The organism is Bradyrhizobium sp., assembly GCF_049519115.1.
Classification (GTDB): domain Bacteria; phylum Pseudomonadota; class Alphaproteobacteria; order Rhizobiales; family Xanthobacteraceae; genus Bradyrhizobium.
On sequence record NZ_JBEKRB010000008.1, the window covers coordinates 109,610 to 131,462 of the forward strand.

Genomic DNA, 21,853 nt, shown 5'->3' on the forward strand with positions numbered 1-21,853 from the left:
GACGATGTCCGATCTGGCCGACCTTTTCCCGGATTTTGGTTCTGAATGGATCAATACAACATCTGGCCGCATCTTTGCCCGCGTCGGAGGCAACGGTCCGCCGTTGTTGTTGCTGCACGGCTTTTCCGAAACGCATGTGATGTGGCATTGCGTCGCGCCGCAACTCGCCGACCGCTTCACGCTGATCATCGCCGATTTGCCGGGTTACGGCTGGTCGGACATGCCGGAAAGCGACAAGGATCACACGCCCTATACCAAGCGCGCGATGGCACAGACCATCATCGAGGCGATGGAGCAACTCGGCCACGTGCATTTCGTGCTCGCCGGTCACGATCGCGGCGGACGCGTCGCCTATCGTCTGGCGCTCGATCATCCCGGCCGGCTGTCGCGGCTGGCGGTGCTCGATATCCTGCCGACCTATGATTACTGGGCGCGCATGGACCGGCTCTATGCGCTCAAGATCTATCACTGGACGTTTCTGGCCCAGCCTCATCCGCTGCCGGAGACATTGATCGGCGGCAATCCTGATTTTTTCCTCAAGCAGAAGATGGCGAGCCAGACCAAGTCGAAGACGCTGGCCGCCATCGATCCGCGCGCGCTTGAACATTATCTGGCGGCATTCCGCGATCCCTCCCGCGTGCACGCGATGTGCGAGGATTACCGCGCCGGCGCTTATGCCGACTTTGAGATCGACAAGGCCGATCGCGAGGCGGGAAAAAAGATTACGATCCCGATGCTGGCGTTGTGGGGTGACGCGGGCATCGCGCGTGCCGCGGCCACGCCGCTCGACACCTGGAAGAACTGGGCGACCAACATATCCGGCGGTCCGGTTGATTGCGGTCACTTCCTCACGGAAGAAAATCCCGACGCGACGGCGAAGGCGTTGCGGGAGTTTTTCCTGGCGCCGTAGGCTTGCTGGCTTCGTCATACCCCGCGAAAGCGGGGTATCCAGTACGCCGAGGCCTCTCGATTCAAGTTCAGCGCCTCTGGAATACAGGATCATCCGCTTGCGCGTATGATGACGACGGACCCGTTATCTCCGGGCCTTGAAGAAATCCCGCAGCAGCGCCGCAGCTTCGCGTTCGCCCACCGCAGAATAGACCTCGGGGATGTGGTGGCAGGTGGGTGATGCAAAGAACCTGACGCCGGAATCCACCGCCCCGCCTTTGGGGTCGGCTGCGCCATAGTAAAGCCGCCTGATCCGCGCCAGCGAGATCGCGCCGGCGCACATCGTGCAGGGTTCGAGGGTGACATAGAGGTCGCAATCGACCAGCCGCTCGCTGCCGACTGCGGAAGTGGCCTGCCGGATCGCGAGAATTTCGGCGTGCGCCGTCGGATCGCGGTCGGTCAGGGTACGGTTTCCGGCCGTAGCGATGACCTCGTTGTTAAGCACGATGACGCAGCCGATCGGAACTTCGGCCGATTTTCCGGCCGTTTCGGCCGCATTCAGCGCCAAATCCATGAAAGAGGGGGCTGTCATGCCTCGTATCCCCGGGAGAACTCTGCTATGGGAAGTGCCTTCAGCAAAAGTGGATACCGTTTTTTGCGTGAGAATGCGCCTCGTCGAGAGACGCGCGCATGATCGTCATTTGTAACTGCACCCGAAACGAGACCTTTCATGCCCCGCGACAACGACAAAGACAACAATTCCAGGGGCCGGCGCGACCGTCCATCCGGCGGCAAGGGCCGCTCGGGCGTTCCTCGGGGGCCTGACAAGAAATTCGCCAAGCGTGGTTTTGCGGGCAAGACGGAAGGCGAGCGGCGCCCATATGCCGGAAAGCGCGACGATCGTCCGCCGCGCCGCGACGACCGCGACGCGCCGCGGCCTCGGAGTGATAGGCCGTATGGCGACCGGCCGTCGCGAGGCGGGGAGGGCGAGAAACGTTCGTTCCGGCCGCGCGAAGACCGCGGAGGCGACAAGCGTCCCTACACACCGCGCGGCGACCGGCCCGACCGTGACGCGCGTCCGGCTGCGCGGTTCCAAGACAGAAAATTTGGCGACAGGAAATTCGGCGACAAAAAACCTTACACGCCACGCGAGGATCGTGAGAAGCGGCCCTACACGCCGCGTGGCGAGGGCTTCCGCACAGACAATGATCGTCCGCGCGGCGATCGGCCGTTCAATGCGCGGCCGCGGGATGGTGACCGTCCCCGCGGTGATCGACCGTTCGCCGGTCGTCCCGAGCGAAAATTTGACGGCGACAAGAAGTTTTCCCGCGGTCCGCGCAAGGATGTCGGCGAGCGTCCGGCTCGCGACAGGGAGTTCGGCCGCGACCGTGGCGATGCCAAAGCTTGGCAGAAGCGAGAAGATAGCACCGAGCGCCATTCGCGTCCCGCTCGCGAGGGCGCGCGGAATTTCGATCGTCCAAAGTTCGACAAGCCGCGTTACGACAAGCCGCGCGACGGCGATCAACGTCCGCGTTTTTCACGTCCGCGCGAAGATCGCCCTGAAGGCGATCGTCCGTTTCGTGAACGTCCGAAATTCGATCGTCCCCGCGAGGATCGTCCGAAGTTCGACCGCCCGCCGGATCGCGACCGCGACGCTGGGCGTCCCGAAGGCCGCACCGATTGGCAGGAGCATTCCCGTAGCGAGCCGCGCGGCCGGGGCTTCGAGCGGCCACGCCGGGAAAATGAAGACGACAGCAAGATCTTTGCAAAGCGTCCGGCATTCGGCGGCCGCGGCGCCTATCGTGAGCGCAACGAAGACGAGCGCCGGCCCGCACGGCCGCCAAAGGTCAAGAAATCCGGCGAACGTATCGCCAAGGTACTGGCGCGTGCCGGGCTTGCTTCGCGCCGCGATGCCGAAGAGATGGTGACGCAGGGCCGCGTCGCCGTGAACGGCCGCGTGATCAATTCGCCGGCGCTAGACGTCACCGAAAACGACGCGGTCACCATTGACGGCAAGCCGTTGCCGCCGCGAGAGCGCACGCGGTTGTTTTTGTATCACAAGCCGCGCGGGTTGATGACCACCCACGCCGATCCGGAAGGGCGGCCGACGGTGTTCGACAATCTGCCGGAAGGTCTGCCACGGCTGATCAGCGTCGGCCGGCTCGACTTCAACACCGAAGGCCTGTTGCTGCTCACCAATGATGGCGGGCTGGCGCGTGCGCTCGAACTGCCCGACACCGGCTGGCTGCGGCGCTATCGGGTTCGCGCCCATGGCGAAGTCACGCAGGGTCAACTCGACGAACTGAAAAGAGGTGTCGAGGTTGATGGCGTCAAATACGGATCGATCGATGCGACGCTGGAACGCGACCGGGGCGCCAATGTCTGGCTGGTGTTTGCGATCCGCGAAGGCAAAAACCGCGAGGTGCGCAACGTGATGGCGCATCTCGGCCTCGAAGTGAATCGATTGATCCGCGTGTCCTATGGTCCCTTCCAGCTTGCGGAGCTTGCCGAAGGCACGGTTGAGGAGGTCAAGACGCGGGTGCTGCGCGAGCAGCTCGGCGAAAAGATCGCAACGCTAGCCGGCGCCGACTTCAACCGGCCGATGCCGGGTGAGGCGGTCGCAAAACCTGAGGATCAAGTGGTTGACGCGCCGCGCGGCAAGAAGCCGTTCAAGCCGGCCGGAAAGAGCGCGCTGATTGCCGACAGCAAGGGCCGTCGCGTATTGGTGCGGCGTACCGGCAGCGACGAGGCGCGTGCGCGCAACGAGGAGGAGGCGAACGGTTACGGTCCGCCGCGCCGGCCCAAGCGCGGCTATCACGGCAAGCGCGATCTGAAGCCGCTGGATGAGTAAGCGATGCGCGTCGTTGGAGGCAGACTGAAGGGCCGCAATCTCGCGTCTCCTTCTTCGCGCGATATTCGGCCCACAGCGGATCGTCTGCGCGAGGCGATCTTCAACATCCTGATCCACGCTTACGACGACCCGATTGCCGACGCGCGGGTGCTGGATCTGTTCGCCGGCACCGGCGCGCTCGGCATCGAAGCCGTTTCGCGCGGCGCCAAATTCACGCTCTTTGTCGACAATGGCGCCGAAGCACGCGCGCTGATGCGCGACAATGTCGAGGCGCTGGGTCTCGGCGGCGTGACGAAAGTCTATCGCCGCGACGCGACGAATCTCGGACCGGCGCATCCGATGGAGCCGTTCTCGCTGGTGTTCCTCGATCCGCCTTACGCCAAGGGATTGGCCGACAAGGCGCTGGTCTCGTTGCGAACCGGTGGTTGGCTGACATCTGGGGCGTTGCTGGTGGTCGAAGAGGCCAAAGCTGCGGCCTTCGCAGCGCCCGAGGGTTTTGAGGAACTGGAACGACGCACCTACGACGACACGGAATTTGTGTTTTTGCGTAGTGCCTAAGCGCTGTCATCGCCCGGCTTGACCGGGCGATCCAGTACGCCGCGGCTTCTCGGCGCAAACGCTGAGGTCTCTGGAATACTGGATCACCCGCTTTCGCGGGTGATGACGAGTGAACTTCCGGATTTACCTCCGCCCGAACAGCTTTTCGATGTCGGCGAGCTTCAATTCCACGTAGGTCGGCCGGCCGTGATTGCACTGGCCCGAGTTGGGCGTGTCTTCCATCTCACGCAACAGCGCGTTCATCTCTTCCGGCTTGAGGCGGCGTCCGGCGCGCACCGAGCCATGGCAGGCCATGGTGGCCGCGACATGCATCAGCCGGCGTTCCAGCGGCAAGGCTTCATCCCATTCCGCCATATGCTCGGCGAGGTCGCGCAACAGACCGCCGGCGTTGGTCTTGCCGAGCAATGACGGTGTCTCGCGCACCGCGACCGCGCCGGGACCGAAGGATTCGATCGCGAGCCCGAAGGAGGCCAATTCCTCGGCGCGCGCCAGGAGTTGTTCGACCGTGGCTTCGTCCAATTCGACGATTTCCGGGATTAGCAGGATCTGCCGCTGCACGCCGTTTTTTGCCAGCGAAGCCTTCAGCCTCTCATAGACGATGCGTTCATGCGCGGCGTGCTGGTCGACGACGATAAGGCCCTCGCGGGTTTGCGAGACGATATAGGTTTCGTGAATCTGCGTCCGCGCCGCGCCAAGCGGACGATCAAGCAAATCGGCCGGAGGCTGCGCCTCGAAGCGAACGTCCGCGGTCGGCGTACCGACATCGAAGGCCGCCTGGCCCGGTTCGGCAAGCGCCATGGCTGCGGCGGCTTGAAAAGCCGGCGATGATCCGACCGGAAAGGCCGGTGAGCGACGCGAATCCCAGTTGGCTTGTCCCCCGCTCGGCTGTCCCCAATTCGCTCTCCCCGGCGCAAAGGCGGGGCGAAGCACGTCGATCGCAGCACTGCCGCTGTTTGCCGCCGTGCGCCTGCCCTCGCGCGCAAGACCTTCCTTCAGCGCATGCACGATCAAGGCGCGCACCAGGCCTGCGTTACGAAAGCGCACCTCGATTTTGGCCGGGTGAACGTTGGCATCGACTTCCCTCGCATCCAAGGTCACGAACAGCGCCACGACGGGATGACGGTCGCGCGGCAGATAATCCGCGTAGGCCGCGCGCACCGCGCCCAGGATCAGCTTGTCTCGCACCGGCCGGCCGTTGACGAACAGATATTGCCCGAGCGCGTTGGCGCGTGTCAGCGACGGGCTGGCGGCAAATCCTTCGACCGTGACGCCTTCGCGCTCGGCGCGCACGTCGATGGCGCTGATGCGAAAATCCGCGCCCAGAATATCGCCGAGCCGCGTCAATTGCCCGGGCGGGCCGGGTAACGCCGCGGCCCAGGTGACGGGGCTGCGTTCCTCGCCGGCGAGCGTAAAGGCGATGTCGGGCCGCGCCATGGCCAGACGCCGCACCACTTCGCGGATCGCTTCGGCCTCGGTGCGGTCGGTCTTGAGAAATTTCAGCCGCGCAGGCGTCGCATAGAAGAGATCGCTGACCTCGACACGCGTCCCTTGCGACAAGGCGGCCGGCGCAATTTCCGACTTCGCCCCACCTTCGACCGACAACGTCCAGGCGTGCGGCTCGCCTGCATGGCGGGTGGCGATGTTGAGCTTGGCCACAGCGCCGATCGAGGGCAGCGCCTCGCCGCGGAAGCCGAGCGTGCGGATGCGTAAGAGGTCCTCATCGTCGAGCTTGGAGGTGGCGTGACGTTCGACCGCGAGAGCGAGGTCGGCGCGGGTCATGCCGCCGCCATCGTCGGTGATGGCGATTTTTCGCCGGCCGCCGCCGTCGGTGAAGATCTCGATCCGGCTCGCGCCGGCATCGATGGCATTCTCGACCAGTTCCTTGGCGACGCTCGCCGGACGCTCCACCACCTCGCCCGCGGCGATGCGGTTGACGATCTGTTCGGGCAGTTGTCGGACGGGCATTTCCAGGTACTCGTTGGAGTTTGCTCAATCTAGGGGCTTTTGCGCGGCCACGGGAGGGAGCAATCCGAGAAGTCCCCCGCTTGCTTTAGTCGTCGAAGCGGCCGGAGCCGCGCTTTGCTTTGATGTCGCTGCGGCGTTTTTTGCCGTCAAGCCGGCGTTTCTTCGAGGCGAGGGTCGGACGGGTCGCGCGCCGCGGAACGGGACGGATCATGGCCTCGCGCAACAGCTCGACCAGACGTTCGATCGCATCGCTTCGATTGCGCTCCTGGGTACGGAAGCGCTGGGCGTGAATGACGATCACGCCGTCCTTGGTCATCCGCTGGCCGGCAAGCCGTTCCAGCCGCGCTGCGGCATCGTTGGGCAGCACGAGTTGGCGGGCGTTGTACCGCAACTGTACCGCGGTCGACAGTTTGTTGACGTTCTGCCCACCGGGTCCGGAGGCGCGAACAAAGGAAATATCGAGATCGTTTTCGTCGATCGAAAGGTCGCGGGCAATCCGCAGCATGGCGTCACCGAATTAGTGGTCCGGTTCTAACATTTGCATCCCGGTCTGGCTGGCGCTTTTGCAAATGTTAGAATCCAAGGACCACTAGCAAATATGGGTTTCCAGTGGAGTTTTGGATTTGACAATCGCATTGCGCATTCCGGGCGACAAGGTAGCGAATGTCAAATCCACTCCACTAGGAGGTGTTTCCTTTTTGGAAACGCGCTTTTCGGGAGAATAACGGTTTTGCGCGCGGTTTGCTTGAGGGACGAGCGCTCAATTCGCCTTCAACGGCTTGGCGGCCACCGGCTGGGCGGCGGTTTCCGGCGCACGGCCGACGATCACGGTCAACAGACCGTCGCCCCACAGCCTGCGCGCAGCCTGTTTGGCCTCGTCGATCGTCACCGCATCGACGAGCGCATTGCGCTGCTCCATATAGGCGATCGAAAGATGATCGAGCTGATATTGCAGCATGGCGGAGGCAAGCTTCGACGACGTATCGAGCGAGAGCATCCGCGACCCCTTGAGGTAGGATTTGGCCTCGGCGAGTTCCTGTTCGGTCGGGCCGTCTTGCGCCATGCGGCGGATTTCGCGGGTGAGGGCGTCTACGGTTTCGCCGGCGCGGTCCGCCCGCGTTCCCGTCGAACCGACGAACAAAGCGGAGTGGTCCATCCAGACCAGCGAATCCGAGATCGAATAGGCAAGGCCGCGCTTCTCGCGAACCTCGCGGTAGAGCCGCGATCCCGATCCGCCGCCGAGAATATGATTGACGACAAAGGCCGCCATGAAATTCGGATCGCTGCGCCGGATACCGGGACCGCCGAACGTCACCACGGTTTGCGGCACGTCGAGCGCGATGAACTCACGCTGCGGTGGTTTGCCGGCCGCAATGTCGGGCACCAGCACAAGCTTCGACTTGGCAGGCAGGGAACCAAATGTGCGGTCCAGCAAGGCGCCGAGCGAAGCCGCGTCAATGTCGCCGACCACGGCGATCTTCAGATGTTCCCTGGTCAATACGCGGCTGACATAGTCCTTCATGTCGGCGGTCGTGATCGTTGGAACGCTTTCCAGCGTGCCGCCGGTTGGCCGGCCGTAGGGATGATCGCCATAGGCGATCTCGAGGAATTTGCGGCTGGCGAGCGAACCCGGATTGGAGGTCTCGCGCTTCAGGCCGGAGATGAGCTGCGCGCGAATGCGTTCGACGTCATCGCTGTCGAAATGCGGCGAGGTCAGCGACATCCGCAACAGCTCGAAGGCCTCGTCCCTGTTGTCCTTGAGCATGCGTAAGGAGCCGCGGAAATAGTCCCGCGTCACGCTGAAGCTCAGCTCGATCGCGCGCCGGTCCAGATGTTCGTGAAAGGCCCTGGAATCAAGGTCGCCCGACCCCTCATCGATGAGATCGGCCACCATGTTGCCGACCCCGGCCTTGCCGTTCGGATCCTGGGCGGCGCCGCCGTCCATGGCAAACTCCATCGCCACGAGCGGAACGGTGGCGTCCTGCACAAACCAGGCTTCGATGCCTCCCGGCGAAGTCAGATGCTGAATCTTGGCGGCGGCATATGACGGGAACGGCATCATTGCCACGATCGCCACGCATGCGCCGAGCAACGTGCGTGCCGCGCCGATCCTGAGGAAGGTCACGACCGCTTCTCCACATGCTTGGGCGTTGCGTCCTTGATGAGATAGCCGGTGACCGAGCGGTTCTTGTCGAACCATTTTTGCACGACGTCGCGCACCTGTTCGGCGGTGACGGCGCGAATGCGCTCCGGCCAGTTTCTGATATCCTCGATGCTGAGCCCGGTCGTCATTGCTCCGCCGTACCAGCGGGCCAACGTGGCCTGATTGTCCTGGGCATAGACGGTTTCGGCGATCAGTTGGGTTTTGACCCGTTCGAGATCTTCGGAACGGACGCCGTTCTGTGCGATGTCCGCGATAACGTCGTCGATCACCTGTTCGACCTGGGCGAACGTCACGCCCGTTCGTGGCGAGGCCGATATCGCGAACTGCGTCGCGTCGAGCGAGGTTCCTTGATAGGCGGCGCTGGCGTTTACCGCGAGCGGCCGGTCGATCACAAGCCGGCGATAGAGATAGGAGTTGCTGCCGCCGCCCATCAATTGGGCCAGCACGTCAAGTGCCGCGCTCTCTCCGGCTGCGGCGGTCGCAGCGGAGGGAACCAGATAGTAACGCCGCAAGCCCGGCTGTTCGACGCGCGGATCGGACAGGGTCACCGTGCGGGGCGCGGCCGGCTCGGGTTCCTGCGGGCGGATGCGCCGGGCGGGTATTGCGGGTTGTGATGCAACGACGCCAAATGTCCGCTCCACCATCGGACGCACCTCGTCCGCATCGACATCGCCGGCGATCACTACAATGGCGTTATTGGGCGCATAAAAGCGCTTGTAGAAGGCGAGTGCATCCTCGCGATCGAGCTTCTCGATTTCCTGATGCCAGCCGATCACCGGCCGGCCGTAGGGGTGGTTGAGATAGAGCGCGGCCATGATCTGCTCGGTCAGCCGTGCTTCGGGGTTGTTGGCCACCCGCATGTTGAATTCCTCAAGCACGACGTCGCGCTCGGGCAATACGTTTTCATCCTTTAAAACGAGGCCCGTCATGCGGTCGGCCTCGAACTCCATCATGCTGCCGAGTTGCTCGCGCGGCACGCGCTGGAAATAGCCGGTGTAGTCGGCGGAGGTGAAAGCGTTCTCGTTGCCGCCGATCCGCAGCACCGTTTGGGAGAACTCGCCGGCCGGATGCTTAGCGGTGCCCTTGAACATCAGGTGTTCAAGAAAATGCGCCAGGCCGGATTTGCCTGATGTCTCGTCGGCGGAGCCGACCTTGTACCAGATCATCTGTGTGACGACCGGGGTGCGGTGATCCGGAATCACCACGACCTGAAGCCCGTTGGCGAGGGTAAAGGTGGCTGGCGGTGAGGGGCGCGCCGTGGCGTCGGCGAGCGCGATGGTGGAGGAGACAGTCAACCCGGCAAGCAGGCCAGCGAATAATGAAGCCCGGAATCTCCCCGATGACATCATGGGCAATCTGGAAGTCCGGCGGGGAGGGCGAGGGGCCGGCTGCCGATCCGGCGGCAAGCTTTGAAAACGAATGTCCGAAGCTCCACCGGGAATCCTTGTTGTTGGGACGCCGGCGCCGAAAAATCTATGCGGAGCCGATCCGTGTCAGGCAATCAAGAAGCCACCAAGGCTTTTAGTGCACGACGCTCGATGCGCTGGACATCTGGCTCTGCGGGTTCTTGTCTGGGTTAGACGTGCCATCCAGCCAGCCCTTCTTTTGCTCGCCATAGGCATAGTTGGCCGACGGCGTCTGGTACCCGACCGGCGGCTGGGTCAAAGCTTGCCGTGCCGGCTCGGTGCCAGGGTCAACCTGCACGGTTTTGGTGCTGCCGCCGAACAGGTTGCCGATGCCGATGCTGTCAGCTAAATCCGCGGCGCCGCCGGTGAACAGGTCGCCCGGCTTGTCGTAGATTGGGTCTGTCCGGGCCGTGCCGTTTTGTTCGTTCGCATAGGCCGGACGGGTCGTGCCCGGGATGGGCGTTTGCTCGGGGGTAACCGGCGGTGCGATGTTGATAGCCTGTGGAGCGCCTGCGGCTGTGACCTGGACGCGGGCCACGGGCGGCGCGGCCTTCTTCTTCGCCGCGATCACCGCCTTGCGCGCACGTTCGTCGGGATCCTTGGGCCAGTTCGCGATCTCCGCGTTGGCGCTGGCGGAGGCTGGCGGCGGCAGATCAAGCGTCGGAGGCACCACCAGCGGCGAACGCTCGCGATAGTCGATGCCGCGGTTGTCCATGTTGGTGCCACGGATCATGCCATAGAAGCCGTCCGAGATTTTTTCCGACATGGTTCTATCGTCATCACCGGCGCGGGCGGGACCGGCCGAGATCGCGAGGCCAAGACTCAAGGAGAGGACGGCAAGGTTGCAGGTGCGGGTCATGGTGATCATGGAATTCTGCCTGGTCCGATCGTTGGTTTCAGTTCGGCGCATCACGCTTTCCTGTCCAAAATGGTGTTGCTTTTCAAGCTCTTCAGCCCGATTCGGGCCGACAGGCCCGCAAAGCCTTACTCAACGGACTACTATTAGCCGGATCAGGGCGCTTTTGCGGCGGGTTTCCCCCGGAACGAGTCATACAGCAGTGCCATAACCCCGGCAACAATGGCGACGTCGGCCAAGTTAAACACATACCAGTTAAAGGTATTTTCGCCGATTCTGGCGTGGAGCAGGGCAAAATCGACAACCGCGCCATAGACCAGGCGGTCGATCCCGTTTCCGATGGCCCCGCCAATGATCAAGCCGAGCGCCACCGTGGCGATCAGGGTGCGCGACCGGACCATCCAGACCGCCAGGACCACCACCGCCAACGCCTTGATCGCCATCAGCACGATCTGGGCACCCGCGCCGTCGTTCTGAAACCACCCGAAGCTGATGCCCTGGTTCCAGGCCAGCACCAGGTCGAAGAATGGCGTGAGTTCGACCGTGCCGCGGTGCGCGATATCGAACACCCGGACCAGCCAGAATTTGGAAGCCTGATCGAGTACGAGCGTAACGATAGCCGCAATCACCCCATAGCGCAGATGGAGACTCAAGGAATGACCCCCATCGCCTTCCATTCCCGCAGAGCGATAGCATCCCGAGGCGACACATCGGGATATTCGGCGTCATCGCCGACGGTGGGGAGGATCTTCCACGACCGAGCGCACTTTTTGCCCGCGGCTTTTTCAACAACGACGGCAACGCCCGGCACCCCCTCGAGACGGAACGCGGCCGCAGGGGCTTCGCCTTCCTGCACTTCGTAATTCGAGGTGATGCAGACCTCGGCAAGATCGATGTCGAAAAGCGTAGCCAGGGTCTGCCGATCCGAAACGTAGATCACTGGCGAGGCTTCGAGCGAGGAGCCGATGCGTTTGGCGGCGCGTTCGAGCTCCAGCGCGCCGGTCACCACGCGGCGCACGTCGCGAATGGTCTGCCATTTTGCGGCGAGAGCGTCGTCGCGACAAGCCGCAAGATCATTCGGGAAAGTGAGCAGATGCACCGAGGGCGTTTCGTCCCGCCGGTACATGAACCAGGACTCGTCTGCGGTGAAGCTTGTGATCGGCGCCAGCCATTTCAGGATCGCGTCGCAGAGGATGTCGACCGTCGTCAGCGCAGCCTTGCGCGTTGCCGAGGAGGGCGGGTCGCAATACAGAACGTCTTTCCGGATATCGAAATAGAACGCCGACAGATCGGTGTTCATGAAATGCGTGAGCGAAGCCACGACCGTCTTGTAGTCGAACGCCGCATAAGCCTCGCGCACGACGGCGTCGATTTCGCTCAGGCGATGCAGCATCAGCCGCTCGAGTTCGGGCATGTCGGCTGATGCAACCGCGTCAGCCGGATTGAAATGATGCAGCGTGCCGAGCATCCAGCGGATGGTGTTGCGCAGCTTGCGGTAGGTCTCGATGGTGTTTTTCAGGATTTCAGGGCCGATGCGCTGGTCGTCGGCGTAGTCGGTGGCGCAGACCCACAGGCGCAGGATGTCGGCGCCGGATTGGGCGATGACTTTTTGCGGCTCGACGGTGTTGCCGAGCGACTTCGACATCTTGCGGCCGTTCTCGTCCAGCGTGAAGCCGTGGGTGAGAACCACATCATAGGGCGCACGCCCGCGGGTGCCGGCGCTTTCCAACAGCGAGGAATGAAACCAGCCGCGGTGCTGGTCCGAACCCTCGAGATACATCACGGTATCCTGGCCGCCATCGATCTTGCGGACGATATGGCCGAGGTTGGGAAAGTTCTGGCGATCCTCCAGCACGAAAGCATGCGTCGATCCGGAATCGAACCAGACGTCGCAGATGTCGTCGACCTTCTTCCAGTCTTCGTTGGCGCGCGACCCGAGGAAACGCTCGCGCGCACCCTCCATATACCAGGCGTCGGCGCCTTCCTCCATGAAGGCCTCGGTGATCCGCTGATTGACGACTTCGTCCTGTAGGATCTCCGCCGAACCGTCACCCTTTTCGCGCACAAACACCGCGATCGGGACGCCCCAGGCGCGCTGACGCGAGATCACCCAATCCGGGCGGTTGACGATCATGCCGTTGATGCGGTTTTGGCCCGCAGGCGGCACCCATTTCGTGACGGAAATGGCGTGCAGCGCTCGGGCGCGCAAGGTATCGCCGGACTTCGCTTTGCCGTCCTCGAGAATATCCTTGTCCATCGCAATGAACCACTGCGGCGTGTTGCGGAAGATCACCGGCTTCTTCGAGCGCCAGGAGTGCGGATACTGGTGCTTCAAGCGTCCGCGTGCCAGCAGCATGCCTTTCTCGATCAGCGCCTTGATGACGGCCTCGTTGGCATCGCCCTTTTCACCCTTGTCGTTGAGGACACGTTTTCCCGTGAAGCCGGGCGCCTGCGCGGTGAGCGCGCCGTTCTCGTCGACGGTGTAGGGGATGGTCGTGCTGATCCCGCGCGCTTCGAGTTCGCGCGCATTCGCGGTCCAGACGTCGAAGTCCTCGCGGCCGTGGCCGGGCGCGGTGTGAACGAAGCCGGTGCCGGTGTCGTCGGTCACGTGATCGCCGGCTAAAAGCGGGACGATGAATTGATATCCGCCGTCAAGGCCGCGCAACGGATGCGCGCATTCCACCGCGTCCAGCGTCTCGGCCGGCAGGGCGCGCACTTTCTCATACGCTGTAACGCGCGCTTGCTTGAATACGCTTTCCGCGAGCGCATCCGCCAAAATCAGCAGATCGCCATTCTTGGCCCAGTTATCGGCGGGGGCTTCGGTGACTTTATAGAGGCCATAGGCGATCTTCGGCGAGAAGCTGATTGCGCGATTGCCCGGCAGCGTCCAGGGCGTCGTGGTCCAGATCACGATACTGGCGCCGGCCAGCGCTCCATGGGCCGGCGAGGTCACCGGAAATTTCACCCACACCGTATCCGAGGTGTAATCCTCGTACTCGACTTCGGCCTCGGCGAGCGCGGTTTTTTCCACCACGCTCCACATTACAGGTTTGGAGCCGCGATAGAGCGTACCGTTACTGGCAAACTTCATCAGTTCGCGCGCGATCTGGGCCTCGGCCGGATAGCTCATGGTGGCGTAGGGGTGATCCCAATCGCCGACGATGCCGAGCCGCTTGAATTCCTCGCGCTGCACGTTGAGCCAGTGGGTGGCATAGGCGCGGCATTCCCTGCGAAAGGCGACCATCGCCACCGGGTCGCGAAAGTCCGGCTTGGTTTTGCCCTTGGAACGGTAGTTTTCCTCCTCGATCTTCCATTCGATCGGCAGGCCGTGACAGTCCCAGCCCGGCACGTAGTTGGAATCGAAGCCCAGCATCTGCTGGCTCTTGGTCACCACGTCTTTCAGGATCTTGTTGAGCGCATGCCCGATATGGATGTTGCCGTTGGCATAGGGCGGCCCGTCATGGAGGACGAATTTCGGCCGTCCCGCGGAGGTCTCGCGCAAACGCTCGTAGAGACCGATCTTGTTCCACTCTTTCAGGATTTCCGGCTCGCGCTGGGGCAGGCCGGCGCGCATCGGGAATTCCGTCTGCGGCAAGAAGAGAGTTTTGGAATAGTCTGTGCTATCTGACTTTTGCGGCTTTTCGGACATGGATGCTCTGGTTGGCTAATCTTCTGTGAGAGCATGATCCTTTCAACCGGTGCCCTCTTTTCCGGATCATGCTTTGGAAGGCGCGAAATTCGCGGTCGATGGCGGGGAACGAGAAAATCCCGGTCTTCTCGCCGAGCTTCTAAAGCTCAGGCGGAAGCCGGGCCGCTAATGCCGATGGTGCGCCGCGCAAACATGGGCTTTCCATAGCAGGGGCCTTGGGAAATCGCAAAGCCCGCATCCTGCATAAGACCTTCAAATCTCGGCCGGCGATCCCAATTTCGGGAAGGCGTCGGGTGAGGCGGCCAGGCGTTCGCGGGCCGCGCGGCTGTCGTCATCCATCTGACGGATGAGCGCGTCCAGGCCGTCGAACTTCAATTCCTCGCGGAGGAAAGCGATGAAGGCGACGTCGAGGCGGCTGCCATAAAGATCGCCTTTGAAGTCGAACAGGAAGACTTCCAGCAGCGGCGCGCCATTGTCGAAGGTCGGACGCCGGCCAAAACTCGCGACCCCGTCGAAGCGCCGGTCGCCCAGGCCGACGCGCACCGCATAGATGCCGTGCTTGAGGCCGCAATTCTTGTCGAGCCGGATATTGGCGGTCGGGTAACCGAGGTCTCGGCCGCGTTTCTGGCCATGGATGACTTCGCCGTTGATGAACCAGGGGCCGCCCAGCATCGCGGTCGCCTCTTCGATCTGGCCTTCGGCCAGCGCCATCCGGATCGCGCTTGAGGAGACTGGCCGCTCGGCGATGTCGACATGCGCCTGGACATCGACCTCGATGCCCAGCCGCGGCGCCTCCGTCACCAGCAGGCCCGGCGAGCCGACGCGCCCTTTGCCGAAATGAAAGTCGTAGCCGACCGCAATGCCGCTGATTCCGAGCCGTTCGATAAGATCTTGGTGAATAAAATCTTGCGCCGTGGTCTGGGCGCGCTGCTTGTCGAAAGCCATGACCACGGCGCCTGCTAATCCCGTTGCGGCCAAAAGGCGCAGCTTTGCAGCCTCATCGGTGAGGCGGAATTGCGGGCTGTTCGGACTGAAATAGCTTCGCGGGTGAGGCTCGAAGGTCACCGCGAAAGCCGGCCGGCCATGCGCAAGCCCCATGCGCCGGGCAGCGTCGATGACCGCACGATGGCCAAGATGGACGCCGTCGAAATTGCCCATCGCAACCACCATTCCCTTAGGCGTGGCGGCAGGCGGGCTTGAGTCGCGGATCACGGTAAATTCGGAGGCCATTTACGAAGTCTTAGCAGATACGGACGGGGGACCGTGGCTTGGGGCGGTGGACGAAGTCAAGCCGGGGTCTGAGGGCATTGCTTGAGGGCAGATAAGCCGTCGACGCCGTCGTCGGTTAACGGGCTGTTTAACGGCTGGTGGTAGTTCTTGGACAGATTGCGGGGCGCCTTTTGGCCCAGCAGCGTTGGTATGTTGCCCAGGGGATTTGAAGATGGCGGTGGATTTAACGATGTCGGTTCTGGTGGTGGATGACTACAACACCATGATTCGCATCATCAGAAATCTCCTCAAGCAGCTCGGCTTCGAGAATATCGACGATGCCGCCGATGGATCGGCCGCGCTCAACAAGATGCGCGCCAAGAAATACGGCCTCGTCATCTCCGACTGGAACATGGAGCCGATGACCGGCTATGACCTGTTGCGCGAAGTTCGCGCGGATCCCAATCTCGCCACCACGCCGTTCATCATGATCACGGCCGAATCCAAGACCGAGAATGTGATTGCCGCCAAGAAGGCCGGTGTGAACAACTACATCGTCAAGCCGTTCAACGCCGCTACCCTCAAGACCAAGATCGAAGCGGTGTTCCCGGATATGGCGAGCGCGTAACTAGCACATCGATCCAGTCGAATTGACGAGTGCCCGGCCATAGCCGTTCGAAGAACGGCGTCGCTTCGGCAGGCTCGCCGATCAGCCGGGCATTTCGTTTTGAACAAGATCACCACTTAAGCTCCCGCGTCAGCGCGCGGGGCGGATGGCCGAACAACTCCTTGACGGATGCGGGGTCGAGCTGATCGATGCCCTCGAATTCCTCCGAATGGATGCCGCGCGTGACGAACAGGCAATCGATCCCAAAGCCATGGGCGCCGGTGAGGTCCGTTCGCACTGAATCGCCAATCGCCAGCAACCGGTCGAGCGGGATCGCCTGACCCCGCCGCTCGGCTGCAAGCGCCATCGCGCGCTGATAGATCGGCCGGTGCGGTTTGCCATAGAAAATCACCTCGCCGCCGAGTTCCAGATAAAGTTCGGCGACCGCGCCAGCGCAATAGATCAGCCGGTCGCCGCGTTCGACGACGATGTCGGGATTGGCGCAGACCAGCGTCAGTTTGCGTTCGCGCGCCTTGAGCAACATCGCGCGATAGTTTTCCGCCGATTCGGTTTCGTCGTCGAAAAGCCCGGTGCAGACGATGTAGTCGGCCTGTTCCAGCGGGACGAGCCCGGCATCGAGGCCGCGATAGATCGAACTGTCGCGCTCGGGTCCGATCCAGAACATCTTCTGGCCGGGACGGCCGGCGACAAAATTTCGGGTGAGGTCGCCGGAACTGACGATGGCGTCGTAGGTCTCGTCGGCGATGTCGAGCTTGCGCAATTGCCGCTGCACCGAATCCGCCGGCCGCGGCGCGTTGGTAATCAGGATGACAGTGCCACCTTGGGCGCGGAAGTTCCGAAGCGCCTCGCAGGCTTCGGGAAAGGCGACGAGACCGTTATGCACGACTCCCCAGATGTCGCTGAGCAGTACATCCACGCCGCCAACGAGATCGCGCAGCCTTTCGGCAAATTTCAGTGTCGTCATGTCAGGCTTGGCCGGTAAAGCGCACTAGCACTAGTTCGGACCGGCCGCGCGCCGCGCCAGCGCGGCGTTGCCGGTTGATCGCGTCGACGGCTCGATGATCGCGGCGTCGACGGCCGGCGCTTTGACCGCACCGTTGAATTCCTGGCCGTTGCCCGCAGGCGTTCCATCAGCGGCCGGCGCGCCCTCGGGCCGCAGCGGCCGCGGCGGCGCAAACAGAAAGCCCTGTCCGAACCTGACATCGAAATCGAGCAGGTCGACGACGGCGCGCTCACCTTCGATCCGCTCGGCGATCAGGTCGATACCGAAGCGGCCGAGCAGATCGGACAGGTCTGAAGGGTGGATATCCGATGTCGATGATTGTTTCGGATCGAGCAACAACGAGGCCGGCACCTTGATGAAGCGGACGCCGCGATCGGCCAATTCGCGGGGCTCGATCCGCAGATCCGTCACGTGATCGATCGAGAAACGGTAGCCGCGCTGCGCCAGGGCCGCCAGATGCTCGCTCTCGGCGGCGCCGAGATTGCGGAACATCGCCTGCTTGAATTCGATCACGAAGGACGGCGCCAATGCGCGGTTGGCTTCAAGAAAATCCAGGCATGGCGCGAACGTTGCGGGGTCGCGCAGCGTGGCGGCCGCCATGTTGCAGAACACCCCGACTTCCTTGTTTCGGACCATCAGGCGGCGCAGCACCTGCACGCAACGCAGCATCACGGCGTGATCGACGCGACCGATCAGCCCGGTGGCTTCCACGAAAGGCAGGAAATCATCGGCGACAAGCACCCGGTCATTCTCGTCGCGAATCCGCGTCACGGCTTCGTAAAAGCGGACCTTGCGCTGCGGCAAAGTCACCATCGGCTGCAGGTAGATATCGAGCCGGTTTTCCTCGATCGCGGCTTTCACGGCGGCGAAGGTCTGCATTTCGCCGCGCGGGACAACGGCCGGCTCGGGCTGAACAACGACAATCGGAGGCGGGGCTACGGCCAGTTTCGGTGGCTCGATGGCCGGGGCTGCGTCCTTGGGTGGCGGGATGTCCTGCTTGTCTGCGACCGCTGCCGCCGCCGCAGCGCCTGCGGCAAGCATATCGTCATGGCCTGCGACCGACACCGCGAGCTGTTTCACCAGCCCGCCAAGTTCATTGATCTCGCCGACCACCGCCTGGATACGGTCGGCGCCGGCATGATTGAGGGAATTGAGCTTTCCTTCGACCGCCGTGAGCCTTCGGCCGAATTCGGCGACCTGACGGGCGAGATCCGCAGTGCCGCGCGACAGGTCCGCGATCTGGCCGCCGACGTCGGTGCGATCGCGCAGCCGCATCGAGACGGCATTGTAGAGGATCAGGAAGGTCAGTGCGGTCAGGGCGACAATGGCCGATTCCAGGCCGCTGATTCCTGCGACCGAATACAGGATGAGGCCGAGCGAGGCAGCGACCAGCACCATGCAGATAGCGATGAAGATCGTGGAAATGCGGATCATGTTGCGCGTTAGGCCCTCAATCCCCGTGGCATCGGGCGCCACCCAAGCCGTTCAACACTAGCACTAATGTTGATTCGAGAAGCCAGTGGCGTGGATTTTACATTCGCGATACCCGGGGTGCAGATACGAATGCGAATGTAAAATCCAAAACTCCACTAGAAACATATATTTGCTAGTGGTCCTTTGATACTGACCTTTGCAAGGTGCCCGTATAACCACGGTGCGAAGGTTAGTATCGGACCACTGGTGTTTTTTGGGCACGGCCGGAACTGCGGCTCCCGAACGGGGAGCCGCAGACGATGGTTGTCCGGGGAGAGGTGGTGTGCGTGTTAGGCCACCGCGCGAATGACCTTGGCGACCTTCTCGACGATCTCGCCGACCTGTTCTTCGCTTATGATCAAGGGCGGGGTCAGCGCCAGGGTGTCGCCGGCGATGCGCATCATCAGGTCGTTGTCGAAGAAGGCGCTGTTGAGCGCGTCAAAGCCGCGTTTGCCCGGCTGGTCCGGCCGCGAGGTAAGGTCGATGCCGGCCGTCAAACCGACGGTGCGGATATCGACGACGTTGGGCTCGTTGTTCAACGACAGGATGGCATCGGTCCATTTCGGTTCGAGGGCGCGGGCGCGCTCGAACAGCTTTTCGTCGCGGTAGATGTCGAGCGTAGCAAGTCCCGCGGCACACGCCAGAGGATGGGCCGAGTAGGTATAGCCATGGGCCAGCTCAATGACGTGCTCGGGGCCGCTCATGAAGGCGTCGTGGATCGTGTCGCGCACGATGACGCCGCCCATCGGCGCGGCACCGTTGGTGACGCCCTTGGCGAAGGTGATCATGTCCGGCAGCACGCCGTAGCGTTCGGCCGCAAACGCATAGCCGAGCCGCCCGAAGCCGGTGATGACTTCGTCGAAGATCAACAGGATGCCGTGCTTCTGGGTGATCTCGCGCAGCCGCTTGAGATAGCCCTTCGGCGCCGGCAACACGCCGGTTGATCCCGCCATCGGCTCGACGATGACCGCGGCGATGGTATTGGCACCGTGCAGATTGACCAGGTTTTCCAGCGCATCCGCGAGGTGCGCGCCGTATTCCGGCTCGCCTTTCGAGAAGGCCTGCTTTTCGCGGTCATAGGTCGACGGCAGGTGATCGACGCCGGTCAACAGCGTGCCGAACATCTTGCGGTTGTTGCCCATGCCGCCAACCGACGTGCCACCGAAGCCGACGCCATGATAGCCGCGTTCGCGGCCGATCAGGCGGCTGCGGCCACCCTGGCCCGAGATTTGGTGGTAGGCGAGCGCCATCTTGAGCGCGGTATCGGCGGCTTCCGATCCCGAGTTGCAGAAGAACACGTGATCGAGGCCTTTGGGCGCAAGATCGGCGATGCGGCTGGCAAGCTCGAAGGCCTGCGGAATGCCGAACTGGAACGGCGGCGCATAATCGAGCGTCGCGGCCTGCCGGCCGATGGCTTCCGCGATCTGGGTGCGGCCGTGGCCCGCATTGCTGCACCACATGCCGGCGGCGCCGTCGAGGATTTTACGGCCATCGACGGTGAAGTAATGCATGTCCTTGGCGCCGGCGAGCAGCCGCGGCGCCTTCTTGAAGGCGCGGTTGGCGGTAAACGGCATCCAGTGCGCGGCAAGGTCGTTGGGGACGTTGACGGCGGCGGAGTGCGGGCTCTTGTCCAGCATGGCGGGCCTCTTCGAGTTTTCGGTGATCGTTGCCCGATAGGTTAGCAGTTTCGGTCAGGTACTGGAATGCCGAAGCCGGACTTTTTCCTTGCGGCAGGAAGCGATCAATCACCCCGTGCATGCAAATTTGCAAGGTCGGAAGCGGCGATCCAAAACACCTCGCCTTCCGAGTCTTCGGTGTCCAGCCACAGAAATTCGGTGCACGGATAGGCTGCCTCCAGCGCGCTGCGGCAGCGGCCGATCTCGCACAATAGCCCGCCTTCCGCCGTCAGATGCCGGTTGGCCTGCTCCAGAATGCGCCTGACGACATCAAGGCCGTCGGTACCGCCGTCGAAAGCGAGTTTCGGCTCGGCGCGGCATTCAGGTGGCAGACCTGCCATGCCTTCCGCATCGACATAAGGCGGGTTCGCAATGATGAGATCATAGCGCTTGTTTGCAACCGGCGCGTACAGGTCACCGCGATGCAGTTGCACACGATCTTCGAGGCCGAAATCCGCGACGTTACGCGCGGCGACGGCCAGCGCATCCTTGGAGATATCGACCGCATCGATATGCGCATTCGGAAAGGCGTGGGCAGCGAGAATGGCAAGGCACCCGGAGCCGGTGCAAAGCTCCAGCACGTTTTCCATCGCGCTGGCATCTTCGATTAGCGAAGGTCCCTCACCAGCCGGCCCGCCGAAATGCGAGTCGAAAAGCTCGCCGATAAAGGAGCGCGGCACGATCACGCGCCTGTCTACGTAGAAGGGCAGGCCGCGCATATAGATCTTGTTGACGAGGTAGGCGGCGGGTTGGCGCGAGGAGATGCGGCGGGAAATGACGTCGAGGATGGCGCGGGCCTCGCTTGCGGTGACACGCGCGGTGGCGAAGTTTTCGAACTGATCGGGATGAAGATGCAGCGTTTCGCCCAGCAGAAACGCTGCTTCCGCCACCGGATCGGTGGTGCCGTGCGCGAAAGTCAGTTTCGCCTCGTTGAAGCGGCTTGTCGCATAGCGGACGAAATCGAGCAGCGTCACCAGTTCGCCGGGTGAAACCTTGGGAAGTTTCGGTGCGGCTTGCGAACGTTTGGCAGGAGCTTTGGCGCGTTTGGCCATCAGGATTTGGTCCAGCGCGCTGCGGCCGCATCATCGTGATCGCGTGCCTCAACCCAGTCTTTGCCATCGGCGCCGTCCACGCGCTTCCAGAACGGCGCGTTCGCCTTCAGGTAATCCATCAGGAATTCGGCGGCCTCGAACGCGGCCTGGCGATGTTTCGACGCCGTCACCACCAAGACGATGTTTTCGCCCGGCGTGATCCGGCCGACGCGGTGGATGATCCTGATGCCGGATAGCTCCCAGCGCGACATCGCGGTCTCGGCGTGGCGCGTGATTTCGGCTTCCGCCATGCCGGGATAATGTTCGAGCGTCAATGCGGCGATGGCCGTGCCATCCTCGCTGCCGCGGCAAATTCCGGTGAACGATACCACCGCGCCGATGTCGCTGCGCCCGCAGGTCAGCGCCGCAATTTCCCGCGCGACGTCGAAGTCGGATGGCTGGATGCGGATGATCACGTTGGCGGTCATGACGGCAT

The 21,853-nt window shown here is 62.8% G+C and carries 18 protein-coding genes; 4 read left to right on the plus strand and 14 right to left on the minus strand.

The window, feature by feature from the left end:
• Positions 1-4 precede the first annotated feature (4 nt).
• The gene (locus ABSE61_RS08850; RefSeq protein WP_423870703.1) at positions 5-910 is read left to right on the plus strand and encodes an alpha/beta fold hydrolase; all 906 of its coding nucleotides are present in this window, start codon (positions 5-7) and stop codon (positions 908-910) included.
• A gap of 123 nt (positions 911-1,033) precedes the next feature.
• Here ABSE61_RS08850 and ABSE61_RS08855 read toward each other — a convergent pair whose 3' ends face one another.
• Positions 1,034-1,480 carry a nucleoside deaminase gene (locus ABSE61_RS08855; RefSeq protein ID WP_423870704.1) on the minus strand — a complete coding sequence of 149 codons (447 nt, stop codon included), beginning with the start codon at positions 1,478-1,480 and terminating at the stop codon, positions 1,034-1,036.
• 138 nt (positions 1,481-1,618) lie between these two features.
• Between ABSE61_RS08855 and ABSE61_RS08860 the strand changes: the two genes are divergently transcribed.
• On the plus strand, positions 1,619-3,739 hold the full coding sequence (locus ABSE61_RS08860) for a pseudouridine synthase (RefSeq protein WP_423870705.1): 2,121 nt from the start codon (positions 1,619-1,621) through the stop codon (positions 3,737-3,739).
• 3 nt (positions 3,740-3,742) lie between these two features.
• Positions 3,743-4,297, plus strand: a complete 555-nt coding sequence (rsmD, locus tag ABSE61_RS08865; RefSeq protein WP_423870706.1) for a 16S rRNA (guanine(966)-N(2))-methyltransferase RsmD — start codon at positions 3,743-3,745, stop codon at positions 4,295-4,297.
• A gap of 123 nt (positions 4,298-4,420) precedes the next feature.
• On the opposite strand, the gene mutL is transcribed toward rsmD, so the two are convergent.
• The 8 genes from mutL to ABSE61_RS08905 all read right to left on the minus strand — a co-directional run bounded on the left by mutL (position 4,421) and on the right by ABSE61_RS08905 (position 15,567).
• Entirely contained in the window at positions 4,421-6,262 is a 1,842-nt protein-coding gene (mutL, locus tag ABSE61_RS08870) for a DNA mismatch repair endonuclease MutL (RefSeq protein WP_423870707.1), read from the minus strand.
• A gap of 85 nt (positions 6,263-6,347) precedes the next feature.
• Positions 6,348-6,767: an alternative ribosome rescue aminoacyl-tRNA hydrolase ArfB gene (gene arfB / locus ABSE61_RS08875; RefSeq protein WP_423870708.1), complete on the minus strand. Its 420-nt coding sequence runs from the start codon at positions 6,765-6,767 to the stop codon at positions 6,348-6,350.
• 255 nt (positions 6,768-7,022) lie between these two features.
• Entirely contained in the window at positions 7,023-8,324 is a 1,302-nt protein-coding gene (locus ABSE61_RS08880; RefSeq protein ID WP_423870879.1) for a M16 family metallopeptidase, read from the minus strand.
• Between the two features lie 59 nt (positions 8,325-8,383).
• Positions 8,384-9,775, minus strand: coding sequence for a M16 family metallopeptidase (locus tag ABSE61_RS08885; RefSeq protein WP_423870709.1), 1,392 nt, complete (start codon positions 9,773-9,775; stop codon positions 8,384-8,386).
• A 172-nt stretch (positions 9,776-9,947) separates the two neighbouring features.
• On the minus strand, positions 9,948-10,700 hold the full coding sequence (locus tag ABSE61_RS08890) for a hypothetical protein (protein WP_423870710.1): 753 nt from the start codon (positions 10,698-10,700) through the stop codon (positions 9,948-9,950).
• 143 nt (positions 10,701-10,843) lie between these two features.
• Positions 10,844-11,365 carry a signal peptidase II gene (gene lspA / locus ABSE61_RS08895; RefSeq protein WP_423870711.1) on the minus strand — a complete coding sequence of 174 codons (522 nt, stop codon included), beginning with the start codon at positions 11,363-11,365 and terminating at the stop codon, positions 10,844-10,846.
• Entirely contained in the window at positions 11,338-14,337 is a 3,000-nt protein-coding gene (gene ileS / locus ABSE61_RS08900; protein ID WP_423870712.1) for an isoleucine--tRNA ligase, read from the minus strand. The genes lspA and ileS overlap by 28 nt, the downstream gene beginning before the upstream one ends.
• A 252-nt stretch (positions 14,338-14,589) precedes the next feature.
• Positions 14,590-15,567 (minus strand): bifunctional riboflavin kinase/FAD synthetase, encoded by a 978-nt coding sequence (locus ABSE61_RS08905; RefSeq protein ID WP_423870713.1) that lies wholly within the window; start codon positions 15,565-15,567, stop codon positions 14,590-14,592.
• Between the two features lie 211 nt (positions 15,568-15,778).
• Here ABSE61_RS08905 and ABSE61_RS08910 point away from each other — a divergent pair, with 211 nt between their 5' ends.
• A complete protein-coding gene (locus ABSE61_RS08910; protein WP_423870714.1) occupies positions 15,779-16,174 on the plus strand; it encodes a response regulator in 396 nt (131 codons plus the stop codon).
• A 109-nt stretch (positions 16,175-16,283) separates the two neighbouring features.
• On the opposite strand, the gene ABSE61_RS08915 is transcribed toward ABSE61_RS08910, so the two are convergent.
• The 5 genes from ABSE61_RS08915 to ABSE61_RS08935 all read right to left on the minus strand — a co-directional run bounded on the left by ABSE61_RS08915 (position 16,284) and on the right by ABSE61_RS08935 (position 21,845).
• Positions 16,284-17,138, minus strand: a complete 855-nt coding sequence (locus tag ABSE61_RS08915; RefSeq protein WP_423870715.1) for a TIGR01459 family HAD-type hydrolase — start codon at positions 17,136-17,138, stop codon at positions 16,284-16,286.
• Positions 17,139-17,168: 30 nt separating this feature from the next.
• A complete protein-coding gene (locus ABSE61_RS08920; protein WP_423870716.1) occupies positions 17,169-18,611 on the minus strand; it encodes an EAL domain-containing protein in 1,443 nt (480 codons plus the stop codon).
• Positions 18,612-18,940: 329 nt separating this feature from the next.
• Positions 18,941-20,287: an omega-aminotransferase AptA gene (aptA, locus tag ABSE61_RS08925; protein ID WP_423870717.1), complete on the minus strand. Its 1,347-nt coding sequence runs from the start codon at positions 20,285-20,287 to the stop codon at positions 18,941-18,943.
• A gap of 104 nt (positions 20,288-20,391) precedes the next feature.
• Positions 20,392-21,378 (minus strand): 50S ribosomal protein L3 N(5)-glutamine methyltransferase, encoded by a 987-nt coding sequence (gene prmB, locus ABSE61_RS08930; protein ID WP_423870718.1) that lies wholly within the window; start codon positions 21,376-21,378, stop codon positions 20,392-20,394.
• Positions 21,378-21,845 carry a molybdenum cofactor biosynthesis protein MoaE gene (locus ABSE61_RS08935; RefSeq protein ID WP_423870719.1) on the minus strand — a complete coding sequence of 156 codons (468 nt, stop codon included), beginning with the start codon at positions 21,843-21,845 and terminating at the stop codon, positions 21,378-21,380. The genes prmB and ABSE61_RS08935 overlap by 1 nt, the downstream gene beginning before the upstream one ends.
• Between the last annotated feature and the right edge of the window lie 8 nt (positions 21,846-21,853).